We start from the raw sequence: 25,567 nt of genomic DNA on the forward strand, positions 1-25,567 counted from the left end.
ACGCGCGCGTGGGGACCCGTTCGTCATACCTGCGTGGGGGTCCGTTCGTCGTACCTGGGAGGGACAGGACACTGGAGGGCGTGATCCGTGACGACGCCCTGGACGCGCTGCCGGTGCGCGGCGCCCTGCCCGACCTGAACGACGCCCTGGACGGCCACGGGACCGCCGTGCTGGTGGCGCCGCCCGGCACCGGCAAGACGACCCTGGTGCCGCTCGCCCTGGCCGGCCTGCTGCGGGAGGGACCGGCACGGCGGGTGGTGGTGGCCGAGCCGCGGCGGATCGCGGCCCGGGCGGCCGCCCGGCGGATGGCGTGGCTGCTGGGCGAGGAGGTCGGCGCGAGCGTCGGCTACAGCGTCCGCGGGGAGCGGGTGGTCGGGCGGCACGCGCGCGTGGAGGTCGTCACCACCGGGGTGCTGCTGCAGCGCCTGCAGCGCGACCAAGAGCTGGCGGGCGTGGACGTGGTGGTGCTCGACGAGTGCCACGAGCGGCACCTGGACGCGGACACGGCGGCGGCGTTCCTGTGGGACGTACGGCAGACGCTGCGGCCGGAGCTGCGGCTGGTCGCCGCGTCGGCGACCACGGACGCGCAGGGCTGGGCGCGGCTGCTCGGCGACGCCCCGGTGGTCGAGGCGCACGGGGTGTCGTACCCGGTGGACGTGGTGTGGGCGCCGCCCACGCGCCCGGTCCGCCCGCCGCACGGGATGCGGGTGGATCCCGCGCTGCTGGCGCACGTGGCGTCGGTGGTGCGCCGGGCGCTCGCCGAGCGGACGGGGGACGTGCTGTGCTTCCTGCCGGGCGTGGGCGAGATCGGGCGGGTCGCGGCGCGGCTGGGGGACCTCGGTGACGTGGAGGTGCTCCAGGGGCACGGGCGGGCTCCGGCGGCCGTGCAGGACGCCGTGCTGGCGCCCGGGCGGCGCCGCCGGGTGGTGCTCGCCACCTCCGTGGCCGAGTCGTCGCTGACCGTGCCCGGGGTGCGGGTGGTGGTGGACTCCGGGCTGGCGCGCGAGCCGCGGGTGGACCACGCCCGCGGGCTGAGCGCGCTGACGACGGTACGGGCGTCGCAGGCCTCCGCGCGGCAGCGGGCGGGGCGCGCCGGACGGGAGGCGCCGGGCGTGGTGTACCGGTGCTGGGCGCAGGCCGAGGACGGCCGGCTGCCGCGGTTCCCGGCGCCGGAGATCAAGGTGGCCGACCTGACCGCGTTCGCGCTGCAGGCGGCCTGCTGGGGCGACCCGGACGCCTCCGGGCTGGCCCTGCTGGATCCGCCGCCGGGCGGCGCGATGGCGGCGGCGCGGGAGGTCCTGACCGCCGTGGGCGCGGTGGACGCCGCCGGGCGGGCCACCGAGCGCGGCGTGCGGATGGCCCGTCTGGGCGTGCACCCACGGCTGGGCCGGGCGCTCCTCGACGCCTCGGAGGTGCTGGGCGGGCCGGATGGGGTGGCCGAGGTCGTCGCCCTGCTCAGCGAGGAGGTCCCGCGGGAGTACGGCGACGACCTCGCCGCGGCCCTGCGCGGTGTCCGCCGTGCCGGGACCGGCGGGGGGGGGCGGGCCGGGGGCCCGGGCCGGTGCTTCTCCCCCCCCCCAGCCTGCGGCGGCCGCCTCCCGCCGGTTCTCCAGGCGTGGCGCCTCATCGCATGGGCGTGGTGGGGACGCGTATGCCGCGCGGTGGCGGGCGGAGGTGCGGCGGTTGCGGGCCGCCGTGTCGGCCGGTGCCGGACCGCGGGGCGGTCGGGACGCGCACCGGCAGGGGGAAGGCGCCGGCGCTCCGGGCAGGCCGGCCCCCCGGCGGGGCGCCGGCGCGGCGGTCGGCGACGACCGGCTCGTCGGACTCGTCACCGCCCTGGCCTTCCCCGAGCGGGTGGCCCGGCTCGACGGCGGGTCGTACCTGATGGTGTCCGGGACGCGCGCCGAGCCGGCCGAGGACTCGGCGCTGCGCGGGTCCCCCTGGATCGCCGTCGCGGTGGCCGACCGGCCGCTGGGCACGGGGCACGCGCGCGGGCGGCTCGCCGCGGCCGTCGACGAGGACATCGCCCGGCTCGCGGCCGGGGCCCTGCACGAGGAGCGGGACGAGGGGCGCTGGGCCGACGGCGGCGTCGTGGCCCGGCGGGTCGAACGGCTCGGCGCGGGGGGGCTGGCGGGGCGTCCGCCGGCCGCACCCGAGCCCGATCGCGTCCGCGAGGCGCTGCTGGACGGGCTGCGGCAGGAGGGGTTCGGGCTGCTGCGGTGGACGGCGGATGCCGTGGCGCTGCGGCAGCGGCTGGCCTTTTTGCACCTGCATCTCGGGGAGCCCTGGCCCGATGTGCGCGACGAGGCGCTGCACGCCCGTGTGGCTCAGTGGCTGGAACCGGAGCTGAGCCGGGCCCGGCGGCGCGCGGACCTGGCCCGGATCGACGCCGGGCAGGCGCTGGCGCGGCTGCTGCCCTGGGCCTCGGGCGAGGCCCGTCGGCTGGACGAGCTGGCCCCGGAGCGGATCACCGTGCCCAGCGGGTCCAGGATCCGCCTGGACTACACCGATCCCGAGCGGCCGGTGCTCGCCGTGAAGCTGCAGGAGATGTTCGGCCTGCAGGACTCGCCCGTCGTCGCCGGGGTGCCCGTGCTGGTGCACCTGCTCTCCCCCGCCGGGCGGCCCGCCGCCGTCACCGCCGACCTCGCCTCCTTCTGGCGGGACGGCTACCGGGCCGTACGGGCCGAGCTGCGCGGGCGGTATCCCAAGCACCCGTGGCCCGAGGACCCGGCGGCCGCGGAACCGACCCGGCACACCAACGCCCGGCTCAGGCGCGGTTGACCGGCGCCGAGGCGCCGTCCGCCGCCGGACGCACGGCCCGGCGGCGGGCGGCCGACGACCGCGGGCCTCCTCGCGCCCCGGCGGCGGCCTGCTGCCGCTCGGCCGCCGCCGGCTACGAGGACGACGACTCTCAGGCGCTGGGCGAGGCGTCGGCGGAGGTGCTGGGCGAGGGCTCCGCGGAGCTGCCGGGCGAGGGCTCGGCCGAGGTGTCGGCGGGGGCCACCTTCAGTTCCACGGTCAGCGTCGCGCCGCCGGTGGTGGTGATGCGCAGCAGGAAGGTGCCGGTGGTGTCGTCCGCGTACAGCTTCGGCAGCGTCAGCAGGCCCTTGTCGTCGGTGCGCAGGTCCTTCAGGGTGCGCACGGGCTTGCCGTCGGCGTCCTTGAAGTAGGGGCCCTTGTCGTTCTCGGCGGGGTCGTCGGCCGAGGTGACGAGTGTGGCGGTGGGCGCCCCGCCGTCCGCGGCGGCGCCCTCGTAGGTCGCCCTGACCTCGACCCGGTCGGCGAACGCGCCGCCGGGGGTGCAGGTCAGCGGGGTGTCGCTGGTGCGGGTCAGGGTGTCGGCGGCGCGCTCGGTGACGGTGGCCCGGTACTCCAGGCCGGAGACCGTGCGACCGACGACGAGGGCGCGGACGGTGAAGCCGCCGGTCTGCTCGCCCGCCCGCAGCGCCGGTGCGACGGCCACACCGGTGGCGTCGGTGAGGACGGTGGCGACCTTCTCGCCGCCGGCGAAGGTCGTGTCGGTGTCGCCGATGATCGTGAACCGGATCCGGACCTTGGCGACGGCCGCGCCGGCCTCGGTCTCGGCCCGGGTGTGGATCCGCTGAGCGAAGGTGTCGCCGGCCATGGCGGTGAGCTTGCCGGTGTGCGCGTCCGCGAGGTGGTCCACGCGGTCCGTGGGAGTGGGCGGCATGGTGGGCTGTGACGCCGAGCGCGACGGTGTGGGGGACGGCGTCCGGCTCGGGCCGCCGCCGCCGTTGCCGGTGCCGGGGGTCGTTCCCGAGTCGCTCGGCCTGCCGCTGCCGCCGCCACTGCCGTCGCCGTCCTTGCCGCTGTGCCCGGGCCGGGGGCTCGCCCCCGGCGTGGACGCGGCCGGGGACGACGAGGCCCGGTGGGTGCGGGTGGTGTCGTCGCTGCGGCCGGAGGGCAGCGTGCCGGTGCCGTCCGGGATCGTGTGGGTGCCCCTGCGGTAGTACTCCAGCCAGGAGCGGACGGTGTTGAGGTAGTCCCGGGAGTTGTTGTAGCTGAGGATCGCCTTGTCGAGGTCGGCGGCGTTCGACAGGTCCCAGCCGTTGCGGCACAGGTAGTGGCCCGCGGCGAGCGCCGCGTCGTAGACGTTGTTGGGGTCCTTCTTGCCGTCACCGTTGCCGTCGCGGCCCGCCCATGCCCAGGTGGAGGGGATGAACTGCATGGGGCCGATCGCGCGGTCGTAGGTGGCGTCGCCGTCGTAGGCGCCGTGGTCGGTGTCGCTGATGTGGGCGAAGCCGCTGCCGTTGAGGACCGGGCCGAGGATCGGGGTGAGCGTGGTGCCCTCGGCGTTGACGCGCCCGCCCCGTGCCTGACCGGACTCCACCTTGCCGATGGCGGCGAGGAGTTCCCAGGGCAGGTTGCAACCGGGCTTGTCGGCGCGGAGTTCGGCCGCGGCCTTCTTGTAGGCGTCGAGCACGGTAGCGGGTATGCCCGCCTCGGCCGGGGTCTGCGGGGTCGAGGGGCCCGCGGTGGCGCTGGGCGCCGGGCTCGGGGAGTTCAGTGGCGGCAGGTCCGTGTAGTACGGCGAGTTGCCGGTGGCGGCGCCGTCGTCGTCGGGGGCGGGCGTCGCTCCGGCGGCGGTCGGTCTGTCCTGGCCGTCGACCGTGTTCCCGGGAGCCTGGGAAGCGGTGAGAGCCGCGACCGCCGCTGCGGCCACGGCCGTGGTGGCCGCCCCCTTGTACAGCCTCCTGCCGAAATACGCCGCCATGGAGTGAACCCCTCCCGTGGACGTCCGAGCGTCCTTCTGTGCTGCCTGTTCGCCCTGTTGTGACGGTTGACCCGCGGTACTGGTTGCCCTCGTGGGGGCTTTCGGATGTACGCCGCACGTGACCCTACGACAACTTCCTTGCCGCGGGGAGTCGTTCGTGCCCGGATTTCACCGATTGGCCGCTTGTTGCCGGTCGCGGCACCGCACTTTCTGCTGCTCGGACAGGGTGTGGCGGCACCCAGGGGACGATGATTTACGCGCTCATGACAATAAATTGGGCTCGTGACCATCCCCGGGCCCCTCCCGCCGGCCGCCCTCGGCCGGCTCGCAGCCGTCGGACGGAATCCGACCGCCCCCCGACTCCGGCCGACCTCGACCGACTCCGGCCGGCTCGGGCTACCGGTCCCGGCGCCGCGGACGGTTCTGCTCGTCCCGGCGGGAGTGCCGGTCCTGGCGCGTGCCGTGTTCCTGGTGCGGCGCGGATGTGTCCTGGGGTGGCCGGCCCGCGGAGGCCGGCCGCTCCCGCCGGTCCGTGCGCGGTTCGTGCCCGGGCCGGCCGCTCGGGCCCTTGGCGGGGCGGGCCGGGGCCGCGACGAAGACGGTGACGGTGTGCGTCGGGGCCGGTCGCGGCAGCCGCGCGAGGGCGAGCGCCACATAGCCCCGGGCCAGGTCGGTCCACAGGCGCCAGGGACGCTGTTCGCCGGGGGTGAGGCGGCGGCTCAGGCCGGTCGCCGCACGGCGCAGGACGGCCGCGAGGTCGGTGGGGATGCGGGCGGTGCTTGCGTCGGCCGCGAGGGCCGGAACCGGCGAGGGCGATGCGGCAGGGGCCGCATCGACGGCTGCCCGGAACACCGCCGGCCGGTGGTTGAGCATGCGTATACCCATGCCCGCATCCTGGCGGGCGCGGGTGGCGGGTGCGCCTTCGCGGGGGCCACGGGAGTGACGGCCCCCGCCCGGCGACGGACTTCAGTGCGCGGCCGACTCCCAGTCCGGGCCGACGCCCACCGAGACGTCCAGCGGCGCCCTGAGCTGCACGGCTGCGCCCATCTCGCGGCGGACGATCTCCTCGGCCGCCGCACGCTCGCCGGGGGCGATCTCCAGCACGATCTCGTCGTGGACCTGCAAGAGCATGCGGGAGCGCAGGTCGGCCTCGCGCAGCGCCCGGTCCACGTTCAGCATCGCGATCTTGACGATGTCCGCGGCCGTGCCCTGGATGGGCGCGTTCAGCGCCATCCGCTCGGCCGCCTCGCGGCGCTGGCGGTTGTCGCTGTTGAGGTCGGGGAGGTAGCGGCGGCGGCCGAAGAGCGTCGCCGTGTATCCGGTCGCCCGCGCCTCCTCCACGACCCGGCGCAGATAGTCCCGTACGCCGCCGAACCGCTCGAAGTAGGCCTCCATCAGGGCGCGCGCCTCGGCGGCCTCGATGTTCAGCTGCTGGGACAGGCCGAAGGCCGACAGCCCGTACGCCAGGCCGTAGGACATCGCCTTGATCTTGCGGCGCATCTCGGCGTCCACCGCCGAGCGTGCCACGCCGAAGACCTGGGAGGCGGCCGTGGTGTGCAGGTCCTCGCCGGAGGTGAACGCCTGGATCAGGCCCTCGTCCTCGGACAGGTGGGCCATCACGCGCAGCTCGATCTGGCTGTAGTCCGCGGTCATCAGGGACTCGTAGCCCTCGCCGACGACGAAGCCCCGGCGGATGGCCCGGCCCTCGTCGGTGCGCACCGGGATGTTCTGCAGGTTGGGGTCGGTGGAGGACAGCCGGCCGGTCGCGGCGACGGTCTGGTTGAACGTGGTGTGGATACGGCCGTCGGCCGCGATGGTCTTGATCAGGCCCTCGACGGTGACGCGGAGCTTGGCCTGCTCGCGGTGGCGCAGCATGATCACCGGAAGCTCGTTGTCCGTCTGCGTGGCCAGCCATGCCAGCGCGTCGGCGTCGGTGGTGTAGCCCGTCTTGGTCTTCTTGGTCTTCGGCAGGGCCAGCTCGCCGAAGAGGACTTCCTGCAGCTGCTTGGGCGAGCCGAGGTTGAACTCGTGCCCGGCGGCCGCGTGGGCCTCCTTCACGGCCTGCTGGACCGCGCCCGCGAACATCTGTTCCATGGCTTCGAGGTGGGCGCGGTCGGCGGCGATGCCGTGCCGCTCCATGCGGGCGAGCAGCGCGGAGGTGGGCAGCTCCATGTCGCGCAGCAGGTCAGCGGCGCCGACCTCCTCCAGCCGGGCCTCGAAGGCCGTCCCGAGGTCGATGATCGCGCGGGCCTGGATCATCAGCGCGTCGGCCTGGGCGGCGTCGTCCGTGCCGAAGGCGAGCTGGCCGTCGGCCTGCGCGGCGGGCGCCAGCTCGCGGTGCAGGTACTCCAGGGACAGCGCGTCCAGGTCGAAGGAGCGGCGGCCGGGCTTGACCAGGTAGGCGGCGAGGGCGGTGTCCATCGTCACGCCCTCGACGCTCCAGCCGTGCTCGGCGAAGACCCGCATCGCGCCCTTGGCGTTGTGGAACGTCTTGGGCCGGGCGGCGTCGGCCAGCCAGGCGGTCAGCGCCCGCTCGTCTTCCTCGTCCAGCTGGGAGGGGTCGAACCAGGCGGCGGGCCCGTCAGCGGTGGCGAGCGCGACCTCGGCGACCGATCCCGCGCCCAGGGCCCAGGCGTCGACCGTGGCCACGCCCAGGGGCTCGGTGCCGTGCTCGGCGAGCCAGCCGGCCAGCTCGCCGGTGCCCAGCACGGTGCCGTCCAGCTCGACGCCGTCCGCCGAGATGGGGGTGGCCTCGGCCTCCTCGGCGCCGGGATCGACGGCGAAGAGCCGCTCGCGCAGCGAGGGGTTGCGGATCTCCAGGCCGTCCAGGATCGCCGCGACGGCCTTGCGGTCGTAGGGCGCGCGGGCGAGGTCGGTGACCGCCTTCGGCAGCTGCACGTTGCGCTCCAGCTCGGTGAGCCGCCGGTTGAGCTTGACGGCCTCCAGGTGGTCGCGCAGGTTCTGCCCGGCCTTGCCCTTGACCTCCTCCACGCGCTCGACCAGCTCGGCGAAGGAACCGAACTGGTTGATCCACTTCGCCGCCGTCTTCTCGCCGACGCCCGGGATGCCCGGCAGGTTGTCCGACGGGTCGCCGCGCAGCGCCGCGAAGTCCGGGTACTGGGCGGGCGTCAACCCGTACTTCTCGACGACCTTCTCCGGGGTGAACCGGGTCAGCTCGGAGACGCCCTTGGTCGGGTAGAGCACCGTGGTGTGCTCGGAGACCAGCTGAAAGGAGTCGCGGTCGCCGGTGACGATCAGCACCTCGAAGCCCTCGGCCTCGGCCTGGGTGGCGAGGGTGGCGATGACGTCGTCCGCCTCGTACCCCTCGACGGCGAAGCGCGGGGCGTGCATCGCGTCCAGCAGCCGGCCGATCAGCTCGACCTGGCCCTTGAACTCGTCCGGGGTCTTGGAGCGGTTCGCCTTGTACTCCGTGAACTCCTGCGAGCGCCAGGTCTTGCGGGAGACGTCGAAGGCGACCGCGAAGTGCGTGGGCGCCTCGTCACGCAGGGTGTTGGCCAGCATCGACGCGAAGCCGTAGATCGCGTTCGTCGGCTGGCCCGTCGCGGTGGTGAAGTTCTCCGCGGGCAGCGCGAAGAACGCCCGGTAGGCCAGCGAGTGCCCGTCCATGAGCATCAGCCGGGGACGGGTGCCGCCCTGGGTCGTGTCGGTCTTCTTCGATGCTGTCTCTGCCACGCCCTCGATCCTGCCACGCCCCACTGACAGTCCGGACCGCACGCCCCCGCCGCACGTGAGCGCCGTCACAGCGACCGGCCGCCTGGAGGGGCGGTGGGCGCGTCGGCCCGGGGCGCGCCGGGTGCCGACGGCCGCGACGGTACGTGCGCCGCCGCGGCGGCCATCGGCCGGGGGCGGCGCCGTCGACCGGGGGCGGTGCGTGCCATGGGGCCGGGGCGGCGCCGTCGACCGAGGGTGGTGCGTGCCCCGGGTCCGGAGGGGCGGCTCCATCGATCGCAAGGCGATCGCGTGCCGTCGGCACAGGGGCCGGCCCCGTTGTCGGTGGCGCGTGGGAGGATCGGCAGCGAACGTCTTCACAGCGCTGTCGAAGGGGAGGGCGCGATGGCCACGAAGCCGCCCAAGGGCGATCCGGTGCAGGACGCGCCGCGGGTCGCCGGTCCGAAGCACGCGGCGGCGGGGCTGCCCGCGATCGGGCACACGCTGCGCATCGCCCAGCAGCAGATGGGTGTGAAGCGCACCGCGCTGACCCTGCTGCGGGTCAACCAGAAGGACGGCTTCGACTGCCCGGGCTGCGCCTGGCCGGAGCCCGAGCACCGGCACACCGCGGAGTTCTGCGAGAACGGCGCCAAGGCCGTCGCCGAGGAGGCCACGCTGCGCCGGGTCACCCCGGAGTTCTTCGCCGCGCACTCCGTGGCCGATCTGGCCGGCCGCAGCGGCTACTGGCTGGGACAGCAGGGCCGCCTCACCCACCCCATGTACCTGCCCGAGGGCGCGCAGCACTACGAGCCGGTCACCTGGGAGCGCGCCTTCGACATCGTCGCCGAGGAGATCGCCGCGCTCGACTCCCCCGACGAGGCCGTCTTCTACACCTCGGGCCGCACCAGCAACGAGGCGGCGTTCCTGTACCAGCTCTTCGCCCGCGAGCTGGGCACGAACAACCTGCCGGACTGCTCCAACATGTGCCACGAGTCCTCCGGCTCGGCCCTGTCGGAGACCATCGGCGTGGGCAAGGGCAGCGTCCTGCTGGAGGACCTGTACCGGGCCGACCTGATCATCGTGGCGGGGCAGAACCCGGGCACGAACCACCCGCGCATGCTCTCCGCCCTGGAGAAGGCCAAGGCGAGCGGCGCGAAGATCATCAGCGTCAACCCGCTGCCCGAGGCGGGCCTGGAGCGCTTCCACAACCCGCAGACACCCAAGGGCCTGACCACCGGCGCCGCGCTGACCGACCTGTTCCTGCAGATCCGCATCGGCGGCGACCAGGCCCTCTTCCGCCTGCTGAACAAGCTGATCATCGAGACCGAGGGCGCGGTGGACGAGGACTTCGTCCGCGAACACACCCACGGCTACGAGGACTTCGCCGCCGCCGCCCGCGCCGCCGACTGGGACGAGACGCTCACCGCGACCGGCCTGACGCGCGCGGAGATCGACCGGGCCCTGGAGATGGTCCTGGCCTCCCGGCGCACCATCGTGTGCTGGGCGATGGGCCTGACCCAGCACAAGCACGCGGTGCCGACCATCCGCGAGGTGGTCAACTTCCTGCTGCTGCGCGGCAACATCGGCCGCCCCGGCGCGGGCGTGTGCCCGGTGCGCGGCCACTCCAACGTGCAGGGCGACCGCACCATGGGCATCTTCGAGCGGCCGGCCCCGGCGTTCCTGGACGCACTGGAGAAGGAGTTCGGCTTCGCCCCGCCGCGCGAGCACGGCTACGACGTCGTCCGGGCCATCCGCGCCCTGCGGGACGGCAAGGCGAAGGTGTTCTTCGCCATGGGCGGCAACTTCGTCTCCGCCTCCCCCGACACCGAGGTCACCGAGGCCGCCATGCGCCGGGCCCGGCTGACGGTCCACGTGTCGACCAAGCTGAACCGCTCCCACGTGGTCACCGGCGCGCGCGCCCTGATCCTGCCCACGCTCGGCCGCACCGAGCGGGACGTGCAGGCGAGCGGCGAGCAGTTCGTCACGGTCGAGGACTCGATGGGCATGGTGCACGCCTCCCGCGGCCGGCTGGAGCCGGCGAGCCCGCACCTGCGCTCGGAGCCGGCCATCGTGTGCGGCCTGGCGCGCCGGGTGCTCGGCGAGAACAGCGTGGTGCCATGGGAGGAGTTCCAGAAGGACTACGCCACGATCCGGGACCGGATCGCCCGTGTGGTGCCCGGGTTCGAGGACTTCAACGCGCGCGTGGCCCGGCCCGGCGGGTTCGCGCTGCCGCACGCCCCGCGCGACGAGCGCCGGTTCCCCACGGCCACCGGCAAGGCCAACTTCACCGCCGCGCCGGTGGAGTACCCGAAGCTGCCCGAGGGCCGGCTGCTGCTGCAGACGTTGCGCTCGCACGACCAGTACAACACCACGATCTACGGCCTGGACGACCGCTACCGCGGCATCGGCAACGGCCGCCGGGTGGTGCTGGTCAACCCCGAGGACGCGCGGCGCCTCGGCGTGGCCGACGGGTCGTACGTCGATCTCGTCGGCGAGTGGCAGGACGGCGTGGAGCGGCGGGCGCCGGGCTTCCGGGTGGTGCACTACCCGACCGCCCGCGGCTGCGCGGCCTCCTACTATCCGGAGACGAACGTGCTGGTGCCGCTGGACGCCACCGCCGACGTCAGCAACACCCCGGCCAGCAAGTCCGTCGTGGTGCGTCTGGAACAATCAGCGGCCGACTGAGCGTTCGCTCAGCCGAGGTGGCCGGTCCGCGCCCGACGACAGGGACCGGCCACGACCCGATCACCGACGAACGGAGCCGGTCCCATGGGCGAGCAGCAGCACGTGAAGTTCCCGCAGGAGGTCATCGACGAGTACGCCGCGCTCGGCGTCGACCTGCCCGCCCTGTTCTCCGCCGGGCACCTCGGCACCCGCATGGGCGTCCAGATCGTCGAGGCGTCCGCCGAGCGCGTCGTGGGCACCATGCCGGTGGAGGGCAACACCCAGCCCTACGGGCTGCTGCACGGCGGCGCCTCCGCCGTCCTGGCCGAGACCCTGGGCTCCGTCGGCTCCATGCTGCACGGCGGCGCCTCCAAGATCGCCGTCGGTGTGGACCTGAACTGCACCCACCACCGCGGGGTGCGCTCCGGCCTGGTCACCGGCGTGGCCACGCCCCTGCACCGGGGACGCTCCACGGCCACGTACGAGATCGTCATCAGCGACGAGGAGGGGCGCCGGGTGTGCAGCGCCCGCCTGACCTGCCTGCTGCGCGACGTCCGCCCGGGCGACGGCGCCCAGCCCCCGGCAGCCGGCTGAGCCCACGGCCGGGCGCGCCCCCGGGGACCGACCGAGCCCACGGCCGGCCCGAACCTCCCGCGACCGGCCGAGCCCACGACCGGCCCGAACCTCCCGCGACCGGCCGAGCCCACCCAACACCCGCAACCCACTCCCCCACTTCCACAGCCCGCTCCCAATCCCGGCCGCCCGCACCGTCGTTGCCCCCGGGCGGGCCGCGCCCTAGCGTCATGGCATGGGAACGCAGGCGGCCCCGCGGCGCGGGGCGACGGCGCTCAGGTCCTGGCTCCTGCCGCTGTGCCTCGCGGGCGCGCTGACGGCCGGCTGCGGCGGAGCGTCCGGCGCCGGTCCCGGACACGGCACCGCGCCCCCGTCGCCGCGCACCACCTCCCCCGAGGAGTTGTGCGCCCGGATCGTCGCGCACTGGTCGCGTGCGGTGCTGGACGGCGACACCTACGGCGACTACCAGTCGATGGGCCTGTCGAACGGGCAGTACGAGATCCTGCGCCGCGTCGTCGAGACCGCGCGCACGGTGAAACGCCGTCAGGGCGCCGCGGCCGCCGAGGCGTCGATCGACCGCGGGGCCCGGGCCGGCTGCGCCGACCGGTACCGCCGCGGCGGCCCGGGCAAGGGGCCGTGGCAGTGACCGGCATCGGCCCCCTCGAACCGGGCGAGGGCACGCGCGCGCAGGACGCGCTCGGCCCGGACGAGACGTCCGGGCCCGGCCCCCGCCGCCGGCGTCCGCCCCGGCTCGCCGACCGCCACCGCCGTACCGTCCTCGTGGCCGCCGCCCTCGCCGCCCTTCTCGCGGCCGGCGGCCGGCTGTACGCCACCCGCGAGCACGGGCCGCCGCCCGGCGAGAGCCGGCCGCCGCGCCCCGCCCCGCCGTTCCCCGCGCAGGTGGTCGACGTCTCCTACCTGGATCCGGCGGCCACGCCTCCCCACGCGCCGCGCCGGAGCTTCAGTTTCGCGCTACTGATCAGTGTGGAATCCGGACCTCCGGTTTCCGTGATGCGGATAAGCCAGCCCTACGCAGGACTTTCCCTCAGCTCACAGCCCCGCACGCCTTTCCGGACCGGGGCGGGGTCCGCCCGCAAGATCGTCGTCACCCTGCATGTCACAGAATGCGAGACAGTGCCGCTGAATGCCGGACTCCCTTTCCTGGATGTAACGCTGCGTAATGCGCGCGCAATACAGGTGCAGAGTTTCATCCTCGGGCCGCGCTATGCCCAGGCGCTCACCGAGGCCCTGAGTGGCGCCTGTGACGGGGATTCCAGGTAATCACCAAAACAGTCGAGACACCTGAACGCGGTCCCTCGCGTCCTGCAGGTCTCGAAATACGGACCGGGCGAATCGGCCCGAGTTCCACTGTTCCACCCGCCCAGTACCGCTCTGCATTACGTCGTGTCATAACAAGAGCATCACAGCATCGGTCAGGCTCTCCTCCACGTTCCTCACACACGCCTAGAGTCACCGCCAGTCACCGCGCGGTCGGAATATCCCTCCGGGCCGGCGTGCGACTCGGCCCCTTCCAGGGGGGAGGGCCGTGCGAGGGAAAGGACTGACCGTGCGTCAACGTTCGCTCATCACCATCACCACCGCGCTGGCAGCGGGAGCACTCACCCTGACCGCCTGCGGCTCCCGGGACGGCGGCGACACCAAGGGTTCCGGCTCCGGAAGCGGTGGCTCCACCGTGATCATCGGCGTCGACGCCCCGCTGACCGGCGACCTGTCCGCCATGGGCCTCGGCATCAAGAACTCGGCCGATCTCGCCACCAAGAACGCCAACAAGAAGAACTACGTCAAGGGCGTCACGTTCAAGATCGAAGCCCTGGACGACCAGGCACAGCCGTCCGCCGGTCAGCAGAACGCCTCCAAGTTCGTCGCCGACAAGAACGTTCTCGGCGTGGTCGGCCCGCTCAACTCCTCCGTCGCCGAATCCATGCAGAAGGTCTTCGACGACGCGAAACTGGTCGAGGTCTCCCCCGCCAACACCGGCCCCTCCCTCACCCAGGGCCCCGACTGGCAGACCAAGAAGGTCCGCCCGTACAAGTCCTACTTCCGCACCGCCACCACCGACGCCATCCAGGGCCCGTTCGCCGCCCAGTACGTCTACAACGACGCCAAGAAGCGGAAAGTCTTCGTCATCGACGACAAGAAGACCTACGGCGCCGGCCTCGCGGCCACCTTCAGCGACGAGTTCAAGAAGCTCGGCGGCAAGATCGTCGGAACCGAGCACATCAATCCCGACACCAAGGACTTCTCCGCCGTCGCCACCAAGGTCAAGAAATCCGGCGCCGACGTCGTCTACTACGGCGGCGAATACCCGCAGGCCGGCCCGCTCAGCAAGCAGATCAAGGCCGCCGGCGCCAAGATCCCGCTGGTCGGCGGCGACGGCATCAACGACGCCACCTACGGCAAGCTGGCCGGCCCCGAGGCCACCGGCGACCTGGCCACCTCCGTCGGCGCCCCCGTCGAGACCCTGCCCTCCGCCAAGCAATTCGTCGCCGACTACCAGGCCGCCGGCTACAAGGACGGCTACTCCGCCTACGGCGGCTACTCCTACGACTCCGCCTGGGCCATCATCGAGGCCGTCAAGAAGGTCGTCGACGACAACGGCGGCAAGCTCCCCTCCGACGCCCGCACCAAGGTCACCGAGGCCATGCAGAACGTCTCCTTCGACGGTGTGACCGGCAAGGTCTCCTTCGACGAATACGGTGACGCCACCAACAAGCAACTCACCGTCTACGCCGTCAAGAACGGCGCCTTCGCGCCGGTCAAGTCCGGCACCTTCACCGGCTGACCACGCCCCCACCACCCCACCAGCCGCGCGGGGCGCCGATCCACAGGCGCCCCGCGCGGACTCGCATCCGGTCACATCCGTCGCACATCCGAAAGCTCGGAGGACATGCGGTGAACGAACTGCCGCAGCAGCTGGTCAACGGCCTGCTTCTGGGAGCCATGTACGGGTTGGTCGCCATCGGCTACACCATGGTCTACGGCATCGTCCAGCTCATCAACTTCGCCCACGGCGAGATCTTCATGACCGGCGCCTTCGGCGCCCTGACCGTCTACGCGTACATCCTGCCCGACGGCACCTCCATGTGGATCGCCCTGCCCCTCATGCTGATCGGCGCCATCATCGTCGCCGTCCTCGTCGCCATGGGAGCGGAACGATTCGCCTACCGGCCCCTGCGCACCGCCCCCCGCCTGGCCCCCCTCATCACCGCCATCGGCCTCTCCCTCGCCCTGCAACAGGCCGTATGGGCCTGGTACCCCGACGCCAAATCCGCCCGCACCTTCCCCCAGATCCCCGGCGGCCCCTTCCACCTGGGCAACGTCACCATCCAGACCGGCGACATCTTCCTGCTGTGCGCCGCACCCCTCAGCATGGCCGTCCTCGCCTACTTCGTCATGAAGACCCGCACCGGACGCGGCATGCAAGCCACCGCCCAGGACCCCGACACCGCCAAACTCATGGGCATCAACACCGACCGCATCATCGTCGTCGCCTTCGCCCTCGGCGCCGCCTTCGCCGCCGTCGGCGGCGCCGCCTACGGCCTCAAGTACGGCCAGATCGAATTCCGCATGGGCTTCATCCTCGGCCTCAAGGCCTTCACCGCGGCCGTCCTCGGCGGCATCGGCAACATCTACGGCGCCATGATCGGCGGCGTCGTCCTCGGCATCGCCGAAACCCTCGCCACCGCCTACATCGCCGACATCCCCGGCATGGACAAGTTCGGCAGCCAGTCCTGGGCAGACGTCTGGGCGTTCGTACTCCTCATCCTCGTGCTCCTCCTCAGGCCCCAGGGCCTGCTCGGCGAGCGCGTCGCGGACAGGGCGTGACACCGATGACCACACAGACCACCACACCAGACACCACCGGCGCCCCCACCCCCGGCGCCTCCGGCCTCCTCGGCATCCCCGCACCCGCCGCCCGCGCCCTGGCCACCGGCGGCAGCCTGCTCACCATCGCCGCCACCTTCCTCGCCTGGACCTGGACCTCCGCCTTCCCCGGCGACCTCACCGTCTACGGCTACCCCGGCGGCCTGCAGGTCCTCGTCCTCATCGGCGGCGCCCTCACCACCCTCCTCGCCCTCGCCTCCTACGACATCAAGGGCCTGCGCCGGCTCACCCCCGCCGGCGCCGACGCAGCCGTCAAACTCGCCGCCCTCGCCACCTTCGCCACCGCCTGGTACACCGTCCTCGCCATCAGCGTCGAACTCGGCGGCGTCGTCAACCTCGAACCCGGCGGCTACCTCGTCGCCACCACCAGCCTCGCCACCCTCCTCGGCGCCCTCGCCCTGCCCTTCCGGCGCCCCGAACCCGACCCCATCGACCCCGACAGCACCGGCTGGGAGAAATCCCCCCACCGCCTCACCCACGCCTGGCACACCACCAAGGCCGCCTTCGCCTCCGGCACCCCCCGCCCCGTACGCGAGCTGCCCTCCTACGCCGAGATCCTCATCATCGTCGGCATCCTCGCCCTCGGACTCGTCGTCTTCACCTACGGCATCGGCACCTCCTACGACGAACTCTTCGTCGGCTTCCTCATCCTCGCCGGCCTCGGCTTCGCCGCCCTCAACAAAGCCGGCCTCATCGCCCAGGCCTCCCAGATCACCGCGCGGCACCAGAACATCACCCTCTTCGGCGCCTTCATCGCCGCCGCGCTCTTCCCCTTCACCCAGACCGACGACCAGTACGCCACCCTCGGCGTCTACATCCTCATCTTCGCCACCGTCGCCCTCGGCCTGAACATCGTCGTCGGCCTCGCCGGCCTCCTCGACCTCGGCTACGTCGCCTTCCTCGGCGTCGGCGCCTACGCCGCCTCCCTCGTCTCCGGCTCCCCCAGCTCCCCCTTCCACGTCCACTTCCCCTTCTGGGCCGCCGTCATCGTCGGCGCCCTCGCCTCACTCGTCTTCGGCGTCCTCATCGGCGCCCCCACCCTCCGCCTGCGCGGCGACTACCTCGCCATCGTCACCCTCGGCTTCGGAGAGATCTTCCGCATCACCGCCAACAACCTCGACGGCACCTCCGGACCCGACCTCACCAACGGCTCCAACGGCATCTCCTCCATCCCCAACCTCGACGTCCTCGGCCTCGACTTCGGCGCCGCCCACGACATCGCCGGCTTCACCATCGGGCGCTTCGCCAACTACTTCTTCCTGATGCTGCTCATCACCGCCGTCGTCGTCCTCGTCTTCCGACGCAGCGGCAACTCCCGCATCGGCCGCGCCTGGGTCGCCATCCGCGAAGACGAAACCGCCGCCCTCGCCATGGGCATCAACGGCTTCCGCGTCAAACTCATCGCCTTCGCCGTCGGCGCCTGCCTCGCCGGACTCGCCGGCACCGTCCAGGCCCACGTCACCTACACCGTCACACCCGAGCAGTACCTCTTCGCCGGAGCCATCCCACCCAACTCCGCCTTCCTCCTCGCCGCCGTCGTCCTCGGCGGCATGGGCACCATCGCCGGCCCCCTCATCGGCGCCGCACTGCTCTTCCTCATCCCCAACAAACTCCAGTTCCTCGGCGACTACCAGCTCTTCGCCTTCGGCGTCGCACTCATCCTGCTCATGCGCTTCCGCCCCGAAGGCCTCATCCCCAACCGACGCCGCCAGCTCGAATTCCACGACGAGGCCGACGCGCCCGCGGCCCTCGGCAAGACAGGGGCCTGACCACCATGACCACCGACACCACCACCAAGGACACCGCACCCGACGCCACCACCCCCGACCGGACCGTCCTCGACGCACGCGGCGTCACCATGCGCTTCGGCGGCCTCACCGCCGTACGCGGCGTCGACCTCACCGTCCGCAGCGGAGAGATCGTCGGACTCATCGGCCCCAACGGCGCCGGAAAAACCACCTTCTTCAACTGCCTCACCGGCCTGTACGTCCCCACCGAAGGTGAAGTCCGCTACAAAGGCACCCTCCTGCCACCCAAATCCTTCAAGGTCACCGCAGCCGGCATCGCCCGCACCTTCCAGAACATCCGGCTGTTCTCCAACATGACCGTCCTGGAGAACGTCCTCGTCGGACGCCACACCCGCACCAAAGAAGGATTCTGGTCCGCCGTCCTGCGCGGCCCCGGCTTCCACAAAGCAGAAAACGCCTCCCGCGCCCGGGCCATGGAACTCCTCGAATTCGTCGGCCTCGCCCCCAAAGCCGAACACCTCGCCCGCAACCTCCCCTACGGCGAACAACGCAAACTCGAAATCGCTCGCGCCCTCGCCAGCGAACCCGGCCTCCTCCTGCTCGACGAACCCACCGCCGGCATGAACCCCCAGGAAACCCGGGCCACCGAAGAACTCGTCTTCGCCATCCGCGACATGGGCATCGCCGTCCTCGTCATCGAGCACGACATGCGCTTCATCTTCAACCTCTGCGACCGCGTCGCCGTCCTCGTCCAAGGTGAAAAACTCATCGAAGGCGACAGCGCCACCGTCCAGGGCGACGACCGCGTCATCGCCGCCTACCTCGGCGAACCCTTCGAAGGCGCCCCCGGAGACGAAGAAGCCGCAGAAGTCCACGCCGCCGAAGCACACGCCGCACCACCGGCCCAGGCCCCCACCGAGGCACCGGCCCCAGCACCGACCGAGGCACCGGCCGACACCCCCACGGAGGCCGAGCCCGGCAAGGAGAACGACCGATGACCGCACTCCTCGAAGTCGAAGACCTCAAAGTCGCCTACGGCAAGATCGAAGCCGTCAAAGGCATCACCTTCAAAGTCGAGGCCGGCCAGGTCGTCACCCTCATCGGCACCAACGGCGCCGGAAAGACCACCACCCTGCGCACCCTCTCCGGCCTCCTCAAACCCATCGGCGGCCAGATCAAGTTCAACGGCAGATCCCTCAAACGAATCCCCGCCCACCAGATCGTCTCCCTCGGCCTCGCCCACTCCCCCGAAGGCCGGCACATCTTCCCCCGCATGACCATCGAGGACAACCTCCGCCTCGGCGCCTTCCTCCGCAAAGACAAAGACGGCATCGAAAAAGACATCCAGCGCGCCTACGACCTCTTCCCCATCCTCGGCGAACGCAGAAAACAAGCAGCCGGCACCCTCTCCGGCGGCGAACAACAAATGCTCGCCATGGGCCGCGCCCTCATGTCCCAGCCCAAACTCCTCATGCTCGACGAGCCTTCCATGGGCCTGTCCCCCATCATGATGCAAAAGATCATGTCCACCATCGCCGAGCTGAAAGCCCAGGGCACCACCATCCTGCTCGTCGAACAGAACGCCCAAGCCGCACTCTCCCTCGCCGACCAGGGCCACGTCATGGAGATCGGCCGCATCGTCCTGTCCGGCACCGGACAGGACCTCCTCCACGACGAATCCGTCCGCAAGGCATACCTAGGCGAGGACTGACCCCTCCACCGCACGCACCCACGACAAGGGCCCGCGCTCCCCGACCGGGGAACGCGGGCCCTGCTGCCATAGGAGGGAAGGCGGCGCCGACGTCAGCCCTTGTCGGCCTTGTCGGCCCGGTCGGCCTTGTCACCCTTACCGCCCTTGGCCGCCTTCTTCTCCTCGTTGTCCTGAATGACCGCCTCGGCCACCTGCTGCATCGACATACGACGGTCCATCGACGTCTTCTGGATCCAGCGGAACGCCGCCGGCTCCGTCAGCCCGTACTCCGTCTGCAGAATCGACTTCGCCCGGTCCACCAGCTTCCGCGTCTCCAGCCGCTGGGAGAGGTCCGCGACCTCCTTCTCCAGCTCCTTCAACTCGGTGAACCGCGAGACGGCCATCTCGATCGCCGGAACGACATCACTCTTGCTGAACGGCTTCACCAGATACGCCATCGCACCGGCGTCCCGCGCCCGCTCCACCAGATCACGCTGCGAGAACGCCGTCAGCATCAGCACCGGCGCGATCCGCTCCCCGGCGATCTTCTCCGCCGCGGAGATACCGTCCAGCTTCGGCATCTTCACATCGAGGATCACCAGGTCAGGACGGTGCTCCCGGGCCAGCTCCACGGCCCGCTCACCGTCCCCGGCCTCACCGACGACCGTGTAGCCCTCCTCTTCCAGCATCTCTTTGAGATCCAGCCGGATCAGCGCCTCGTCCTCCGCGATGACGACACGGGTCGTCAGCGGAGGCACGTGCGACTTGTCGTCGTCGGGCACGTCGACGGGCTGGGGCGACTCGGCGGTCACGGGGGCGCTCCTTGTTCCGGGGGAGGCTGGATGGTGCTCCCAAGAGCCTACCTAGCTGCGGTAAGGTGGGGGCACGGCGGGTAACTGCTGATCTTCGTTTTGAAGGGCGCCCCGGTAGCCCAGCGGTAGAGGCAATGGTCTCAAACACCATCCAGCGTCGGTTCGAATCCGACCCGGGGTACTTTTCCATCGATGCGAAGGTCAGGCCCGCAAGCGGAGGATTGCGTTCGAGTGATCTTCCGCTTTTTGCTGCGTGTCGCCGCAGCGACTCGCCCAGAGTGAGCATGTGTACGACATCAGCACACGTAAGCGAGCTCTCGCCCTGGTTTCACAGGGCCGCAGCCTGAACTCGGTCAGCAAGCAGACCGGCATCTCGCGCGCCGCCATCCGTTCATGGCAGACACGGCTGGAGCCTCTGCGCTGGAACCGCGCCCGGCCCTGCCCCCGATGCCGCGACGCACCGGAGATGCCCGGCCAACCCCATGCCTACGCGTACCTCCTTGGCCTGTACCTCGGCGACGGCTGCATCAGCTACCTGCGCGCAGGCGTCTACTTCCTCCGCATCACCTGCGCCGACGCCTGGCCAGGTCTGATCGACGAGTGCGCCGACGCGATGCAGACTATCCGCCCTGACAACAAGGTGTTCCGCGTCCAGCGCCAGGACTGTCAGAACGTGACCTGCTACAGCAAGCACTGGCCCTGCCTCTTCCCCCAGCACGGCCCCGGCAAAAAACACGAGCGCCGCATCGCCCTCGAACCCTGGCAGCAGGAGATCGTCGACGCGCACCCCTGGGAGTTCGTCCGGGGTCTCATCCACTCCGACGGGTGCCGTATCACCAACTGGACGACCCGTCTCGTCGGTGGTGAGCGCAAGCGCTACGAATACCCTCGGTACTTCTTCACCAACACCTCGACCGACATCATCCGGCTCTTCACCGGCACCCTCGACAAGCTCGGAGTCGAGTGGAAGTCCCTCAACCAGAGCCGGGCCGCGGTCACCATATCCATCGCCCGCAAAGCCTCCGTGGCCCTCATGGACGCCCACGTAGGCCCCAAGCACTGACCGCAGAGGCGCGACGGCTCCCTACCGGGGACTGTCGTCCTCCCCGATGTGGTGCACGCGGACCATGTTCGTGGCGCCCGGCACGCCCGGAGGGGAGCCCGCCGTGATGACCACCGCGTCGCCCCGCTCGCAGCGGCCGTAGCGCAGGAGGAGTTCGTCCACCTGGGCGACCATCGCGTCCGTGGAGTCGACGTGGGGGCCGAGGAAGGTCTCCACACCCCAGGACATGCTCAGCTGGGAGCGGGTGGCCGGCTCGGGGGTGAAGGCGAGCAGGGGGATCGGGGAGCGGTAGCGGGACAGGCGGCGGGCGGTGTCGCCGGACTGGGTGAAGGCGACGAGGAACTTGGCGCCGAGGAAGTCGCCGATCTCGGCGGCGGCGCGGGCGACGGCGCCGCCCTGGGTGCGGGGTTTGTTGCGCTCGGTGAGGGGCGGCAGGCCCTTGGCGAGGATGTCCTCCTCGGCGGCGGCGACGATCTTGGCCATGGTGCGGACGGCGGCGATCGGGTGTTTGCCGACGCTGGTCTCGCCGGAGAGCATCACCGCGTCGGTACCGTCGATGACGGCGTTGGCCACGTCGGATGCCTCCGCCCGGGTGGGGCGGGAGTTGTCGATCATGGAGTCGAGCATCTGGGTGGCGACGATCACCGGTTTGGCGTTGCGCTTGGCCAGCTTGATGGCGCGCTTCTGGACGATGGGGACCTGTTCGAGGGGCATCTCGACGCCGAGGTCTCCCCGGGCGACCATGATGCCGTCGAAGGCGGCGACGATGTCGTCGAGGTTCTCGACCGCCTGGGGTTTTTCGATCTTGGCGATGACGGGGAGGCGGCGGCCCTCGTCGTCCATGATGCGGTGGACGTCGAGGACGTCGCGGCCGCTGCGGACGAAGGAGAGGGCGACGACGTCGAAGCCGGTGTGCAGGGCCCAGCGCAGGTCGTCCTCGTCCTTCTTGGACAGGGCGGGGACGGAGACGGCGACGCCGGGGAGGTTGAGGCCCTTGTGGTCGGAGACCATGCCGCCTTCGGTGACCTCGGTGTGGACGCGGGGGCCGTCGACGGCGGTGACCTTCAGGGCGACCTTGCCGTCGTCGACGAGGATGCGTTCGCCGGGGGTGACGTCGTCGGCGAGGCCGGCGTAGGTGGTGCCGCAGAGGTGGCGGTCGCCTTCGACGCCTTCTTCGACGGTGATGGTGAAGGTGTCGCCGCGTTCGAGGAGGACGGGGCCTTCGCGGAAGCGTCCGAGGCGGATCTTGGGGCCCTGGAGGTCGGCGAGGAGTCCGACGCTGCGGCCGGTTTCGTCGGCGGCCCTGCGGACGTGCCGGTAGCGCTCCTCGTGTTCGGCGACGTCGCCGTGGCTGAGGTTGAAGCGGGCGACGTCCATTCCGGCGTCGACCAGTGCCTTGATCCGGTCGTACGTGGCGGTGGCGGGCCCCAGGGTACAGACGATCTTTGCTCGGCGCATGGAGCGAGCCTAGGGCTTACCGGCGGGTAGGGGCGTGGCGTCGGGTTGCTGTTCAACGTCCTTTGGGTGAAGGGGGGTTGACATTCGCTGAAGTGTGCGGGGTGGCGCTCTTTCGAGCAGGTGAGGCGCGTGTTCGACGTGGGCGGGTGGGGTTCGTGCCGGGGTCGGAGATCGGATCGCAATGTGCGGGGGGTGTTGCGCTTCGGCATGGCCCGGTCAGAATCTACGCGCGTCCACATCTGTGCGCGCCCGCGTCCTCGCGCGTCGTCGTTCCTTCCGCTAGGAGAAGCACACATGGCGTTGAACCGCCGGAAGTTCCTGAAGGAGTCCGCTGTGACGGGGGCGGGGGTGGCGCTGGCGGGTGCGGCGGCGGCTCCTGCGGCGCAGGCCGCAGCGGCCGGGCCGGCCGCCGGGGCCGGTGCGGCGCACGGGCCGGGCAGGCATCCGAAGCGGTACGCGCTGACCGTGATGGGCACCACCGACCTGCACGGGCACGTCTTCAACTGGGACTACTTCAAGGACGGCACGTACTCCGACGCGGCGGGCAACGCGCAGGGCCTGGCCCGGATCGCGACTCTGGTGAAGCAGGTCCGTGCGGAGCGGGGCCGGGAGAACACGCTGCTGCTGGACGCGGGTGACACGATCCAGGGCACGCCGTTGACGTACTACTACGCGAAGGTGGATCCGATCACCGCCGAGGGTGGTCCGGTGCATCCGATGGCGCTGGCGATGAACGCGATCGGGTATGACGCGGCGGCGCTGGGCAACCACGAGTTCAACTACGGCATCGAGACGCTGCGGGCGTTCGAGCGGCAGCTGGACTTTCCGCTGCTGGGGGCGAACGCGGTGGACGCGACGACGCAGCGGCCGGCGTTCGCGCCGTATGTGGTCAAGACGTTCCGGGTGCACGGTGCTCCGCCGGTGAAGGTGGCGGTGCTGGGGCTGACGAATCCGGGCATCGCGATCTGGGACAAGGCGTATGTGCAGGGGAAGCTGGCGTTCCCGGGCCTGGAGGAGCAGGCGGCGAAGTGGGTGCCGAAGCTGCGGTCGATGGGTGCGGACGTGGTGATCGTGTCGGCGCACTCGGGTACGTCGGGTCAGTCCTCCTACGGGGATCAGCTGCCGTATGTGGAGGATGCCGCCGCGAACGTGGCGCGGCAGGTGCCGGGGATCGACGCGATCCTGGTGGGGCACGCGCATCTGGAGATCCCGGAGCTGAAGGTCGTCAACGACAAGACCGGGAAGACGGTGGTGCTGTCGGAGCCGTTGTGCTTCGCGGAGCGGCTGTCGTTGTTCGACATCGAGCTGGTGTTCGTCAAGGGGCGGTGGCAGGTGGAGTCGGTCTCGGCTTCGCTGCGCAATTCGAACGAGGTCGCGGACGACCCGGAGATCACCGCGCTGCTCACCGACGAGCACAAGAAGGTCGTGGCGTACGTCAATCAGGTGGTCGGCCGGGCGACGCAGACGCTGACGACGGTGGAGGCCCGTTACAAGGACGCGCCGATCATCGACCTGATCACGAAGGTGCAGGAGGACGTGGTGAAGGCGGCGCTGGCGGGTACGCCGGACGCGTCGCTGCCGGGGATCGCGCAGGCGGCGCCGGTCTCGCGGACGGCCCAGATCCCGGCGGGGAACGTGACGATCCGGGATCTGGCGGGGCTGTACGTGTACGACAACACGCTGGTGGCGAAGGTGCTGACGGGTGCGCAGGTGCGGGCGTATCTGGAGTACTCGGCGGAGTACTTCGTGCAGACGGCCGCGGGTGCGCCGGTGGACGTGGAGAAGCTGACGAACGCGAACGGCCGTCCGGACTACAACTACGACTATGTGTCGGGGCTGCGGTACGACATCGACATCGCCCGGCCGGCCGGTTCGCGGATCAGGAACCTGACGTTCGGTGGTGCGCCGTTGGACGACGCGCAGCAGTTCGTGCTGGCGGTGAACAACTACCGGGCCAACGGCGGTGGCGCGTTCCCGTATGTGGCGTCGGCGAAGGAGGTGTGGTCGGAGTCGACGGAGATCCGGACCCGGATCGCCGAGTGGGTGACGGCGAGGGGTGAGCTGGATCCGAAGGACTTCGCGTCGGTGGACTGGCGGCTGACGCGGGACGGCGTGCCGGTGTTCTAGCGGTTCGGGTTGCGGGGGTTCCGGGTTCGGCCCGGGGCGGCCTCAGATTCCGTCGGCCAGGGGGGTGAGTTCCCTGATCTGGCGCAGGGACGGGATCTGGGGCCGTTGTGCGTGCAGGCCGAAGGTGGTGAAGGCGGTGCGGGCGGGCAGGGGGTAGGTGTCGGTGCCGGTGACGGCGTTGAGGATGGTGGCGCTGCGCCAGGCGGCGAGGCCGAGGTCGGGGGTGCCGACGCCGTGGGTGTGCAGTTCGGCGTTCTGGACGTAGGCGTGGCAGCCGGTGGCGGTGATGGCGGGGTCGAGGACGAGGCGGTAGTGCTCGTCGATGCGGGGGCGGTCGCTGCCATCGCGGCGCAGATAGGGGTCGAGGCCGGCGAGGAGGGGCAGCAGGGGGCGGGGCCGGTAGCCGGTGGCGAGGACGACGGCGTCGGTGGTGAGGCGGCTGCGGGTGCCCTGCTGGGTGTGTTCGAGGTGGAGTTCGATGGTGTGGGAGGCGAGGCGGCCGGCGGTGCGGACGCGGACGCCGGGGGTGAGGACGGCGTCGGGCCAGCCGCCGTGCAGGCTGCGGTGGTACAGCTCGTCGTGGATGGCGGCGAGGGTGTCGGCGTCGACGGCTTTGTGCAGTTGCCACTGGGTGGGCAGGAGCCGGTCGCGGACGGGTTCGGGCAGGGCGTGGAAGTAGCGGGTGTAGTCGGGGGTGAAGTGTTCCAGGCCGAGTTTGGAGTACTCCATGGGGGCGAAGGCTTCGGTGCGGCCGATCCAGGTGAGGCGTTCGGCGCCGGCGGGACGGTGGCGCAGCAGGTCGAGGAAGATCTCCGCGCCGGACTGTCCGGTGCCGACGACGGTGACGTGGCCGGCGGTGAGCAGGGTGTCGCGGGGGGCGAGGGAGGCGGCGGGGGGGACCATCGGGGGGGGGGTGGACCGGCGCGGGGAGGGGGGGGGGCCGGCCCGCGGGGGGGGGCAGCCGGTGGGGAGGAGGAAAGCGCGCGGAGTGGCCGGCCACGCCCGCCAGCAGGAGCAGCGCGACCAGGGTCGGGTGGTGCAGGTGGCCGCTCGCGACGGCGCCGAGGACCGTGGTGACGCGGAAGGAGCCCGCGTCGCCGGCCAGGGCGAACAGTCCGATGA

Annotated in this window: 16 protein-coding genes, 1 tRNA gene and 3 pseudogenes; 13 read left to right on the plus strand and 7 right to left on the minus strand. The window is 71.6% G+C overall.

What is annotated here, in order from left to right; all coding sequences use genetic code 11:
* Nucleotides 1-80: 80 nt before the first annotated feature.
* Nucleotides 81-2,769 (plus strand): annotated as a pseudogene (locus GV126_RS09405) (ATP-dependent RNA helicase); the annotation flags it as partial.
* Between the two features lie 142 nt (nucleotides 2,770-2,911).
* Here the strand turns inward: GV126_RS09405 and GV126_RS09410 are convergent.
* From GV126_RS09410 to polA, 3 genes are all read right to left on the minus strand, one after another.
* A complete protein-coding gene (locus tag GV126_RS09410) occupies nucleotides 2,912-4,735 on the minus strand; it encodes a lytic transglycosylase domain-containing protein (RefSeq protein WP_159664386.1) in 1,824 nt (607 codons plus the stop codon).
* A gap of 396 nt (nucleotides 4,736-5,131) precedes the next feature.
* The gene (locus GV126_RS35700; protein WP_185947925.1) at nucleotides 5,132-5,620 is read right to left on the minus strand and encodes a hypothetical protein; all 489 of its coding nucleotides are present in this window, start codon (nucleotides 5,618-5,620) and stop codon (nucleotides 5,132-5,134) included.
* 81 nt (nucleotides 5,621-5,701) lie between these two features.
* Nucleotides 5,702-8,428 carry a DNA polymerase I gene (gene polA / locus GV126_RS09420; protein WP_159664388.1) on the minus strand — a complete coding sequence of 909 codons (2,727 nt, stop codon included), beginning with the start codon at nucleotides 8,426-8,428 and terminating at the stop codon, nucleotides 5,702-5,704.
* A 381-nt stretch (nucleotides 8,429-8,809) separates the two neighbouring features.
* On the opposite strand from polA, the gene GV126_RS09425 reads away from it, so the two are divergent.
* The 9 genes from GV126_RS09425 (at nucleotide 8,810) to GV126_RS09465 (ending at nucleotide 19,006) form a co-directional block, all read left to right on the plus strand.
* The gene (locus tag GV126_RS09425) at nucleotides 8,810-11,089 is read left to right on the plus strand and encodes an FdhF/YdeP family oxidoreductase (RefSeq protein ID WP_159664390.1); all 2,280 of its coding nucleotides are present in this window, start codon (nucleotides 8,810-8,812) and stop codon (nucleotides 11,087-11,089) included.
* Between the two features lie 84 nt (nucleotides 11,090-11,173).
* Nucleotides 11,174-11,662, plus strand: a complete 489-nt coding sequence (locus GV126_RS09430; protein ID WP_159664392.1) for a hotdog fold thioesterase — start codon at nucleotides 11,174-11,176, stop codon at nucleotides 11,660-11,662.
* Nucleotides 11,663-11,876: 214 nt separating this feature from the next.
* Nucleotides 11,877-12,287, plus strand: a complete 411-nt coding sequence (locus GV126_RS09435; protein WP_236569932.1) for a hypothetical protein — start codon at nucleotides 11,877-11,879, stop codon at nucleotides 12,285-12,287.
* Nucleotides 12,284-12,922, plus strand: coding sequence for a Tat pathway signal sequence domain protein (locus tag GV126_RS09440; protein WP_159664394.1), 639 nt, complete (start codon nucleotides 12,284-12,286; stop codon nucleotides 12,920-12,922). The genes GV126_RS09435 and GV126_RS09440 overlap by 4 nt, the downstream gene beginning before the upstream one ends.
* A 286-nt stretch (nucleotides 12,923-13,208) precedes the next feature.
* Nucleotides 13,209-14,444, plus strand: a complete 1,236-nt coding sequence (locus GV126_RS09445) for a branched-chain amino acid ABC transporter substrate-binding protein (RefSeq protein ID WP_185947924.1) — start codon at nucleotides 13,209-13,211, stop codon at nucleotides 14,442-14,444.
* A gap of 110 nt (nucleotides 14,445-14,554) precedes the next feature.
* Nucleotides 14,555-15,487, plus strand: a complete 933-nt coding sequence (locus tag GV126_RS09450; RefSeq protein ID WP_159664397.1) for a branched-chain amino acid ABC transporter permease — start codon at nucleotides 14,555-14,557, stop codon at nucleotides 15,485-15,487.
* Nucleotides 15,488-15,492: 5 nt separating this feature from the next.
* Nucleotides 15,493-17,316 (plus strand): branched-chain amino acid ABC transporter permease, encoded by a 1,824-nt coding sequence (locus GV126_RS09455; protein ID WP_159664399.1) that lies wholly within the window; start codon nucleotides 15,493-15,495, stop codon nucleotides 17,314-17,316.
* Between the two features lie 5 nt (nucleotides 17,317-17,321).
* Complete coding sequence (locus GV126_RS09460) at nucleotides 17,322-18,293, plus strand: ABC transporter ATP-binding protein (RefSeq protein ID WP_159664401.1); 972 nt, start codon at nucleotides 17,322-17,324, stop codon at nucleotides 18,291-18,293.
* Nucleotides 18,290-19,006: an ABC transporter ATP-binding protein gene (locus tag GV126_RS09465; RefSeq protein WP_159664403.1), complete on the plus strand. Its 717-nt coding sequence runs from the start codon at nucleotides 18,290-18,292 to the stop codon at nucleotides 19,004-19,006. Before GV126_RS09460 ends, GV126_RS09465 begins: the two co-directional genes overlap by 4 nt.
* Nucleotides 19,007-19,098: 92 nt before the next feature.
* Here the strand turns inward: GV126_RS09465 and GV126_RS09470 are convergent, their stop codons facing one another.
* The gene (locus GV126_RS09470) at nucleotides 19,099-19,797 is read right to left on the minus strand and encodes an ANTAR domain-containing response regulator (RefSeq protein ID WP_159664405.1); all 699 of its coding nucleotides are present in this window, start codon (nucleotides 19,795-19,797) and stop codon (nucleotides 19,099-19,101) included.
* 108 nt (nucleotides 19,798-19,905) lie between these two features.
* Between GV126_RS09470 and GV126_RS09475 the strand changes: the two genes are divergently transcribed.
* Both GV126_RS09475 and GV126_RS09480 read left to right on the plus strand, forming a co-directional pair.
* Nucleotides 19,906-19,978, plus strand: a tRNA-Leu gene (locus GV126_RS09475).
* Nucleotides 19,979-20,083: 105 nt separating this feature from the next.
* On the plus strand, nucleotides 20,084-20,860 hold the full coding sequence (locus GV126_RS09480) for a transcriptional regulator (protein WP_159664407.1): 777 nt from the start codon (nucleotides 20,084-20,086) through the stop codon (nucleotides 20,858-20,860).
* A gap of 21 nt (nucleotides 20,861-20,881) precedes the next feature.
* Here the strand turns inward: GV126_RS09480 and pyk are convergent, their stop codons facing one another.
* Nucleotides 20,882-22,318: a pyruvate kinase gene (gene pyk, locus GV126_RS09485; RefSeq protein ID WP_159664409.1), complete on the minus strand. Its 1,437-nt coding sequence runs from the start codon at nucleotides 22,316-22,318 to the stop codon at nucleotides 20,882-20,884.
* Between the two features lie 294 nt (nucleotides 22,319-22,612).
* Between pyk and GV126_RS09490 the strand changes: the two genes are divergently transcribed.
* Entirely contained in the window at nucleotides 22,613-24,445 is a 1,833-nt protein-coding gene (locus tag GV126_RS09490) for a bifunctional metallophosphatase/5'-nucleotidase (RefSeq protein ID WP_159664411.1), read from the plus strand.
* Nucleotides 24,446-24,487: 42 nt separating this feature from the next.
* Here GV126_RS09490 and GV126_RS09495 read toward each other — a convergent pair.
* Both GV126_RS09495 and GV126_RS36310 read right to left on the minus strand, forming a co-directional pair.
* Nucleotides 24,488-25,336 (minus strand): annotated as a pseudogene (locus tag GV126_RS09495) (SidA/IucD/PvdA family monooxygenase); the annotation flags it as partial.
* A 22-nt stretch (nucleotides 25,337-25,358) separates the two neighbouring features.
* Nucleotides 25,359-25,567: pseudogene (locus tag GV126_RS36310) on the minus strand (NADH-quinone oxidoreductase subunit L); the annotation flags it as partial.

Source organism: Streptomyces mexicanus (genome assembly GCF_902506575.1).
GTDB classification, from domain to species: domain Bacteria; phylum Actinomycetota; class Actinomycetes; order Streptomycetales; family Streptomycetaceae; genus Streptomyces; species Streptomyces mexicanus.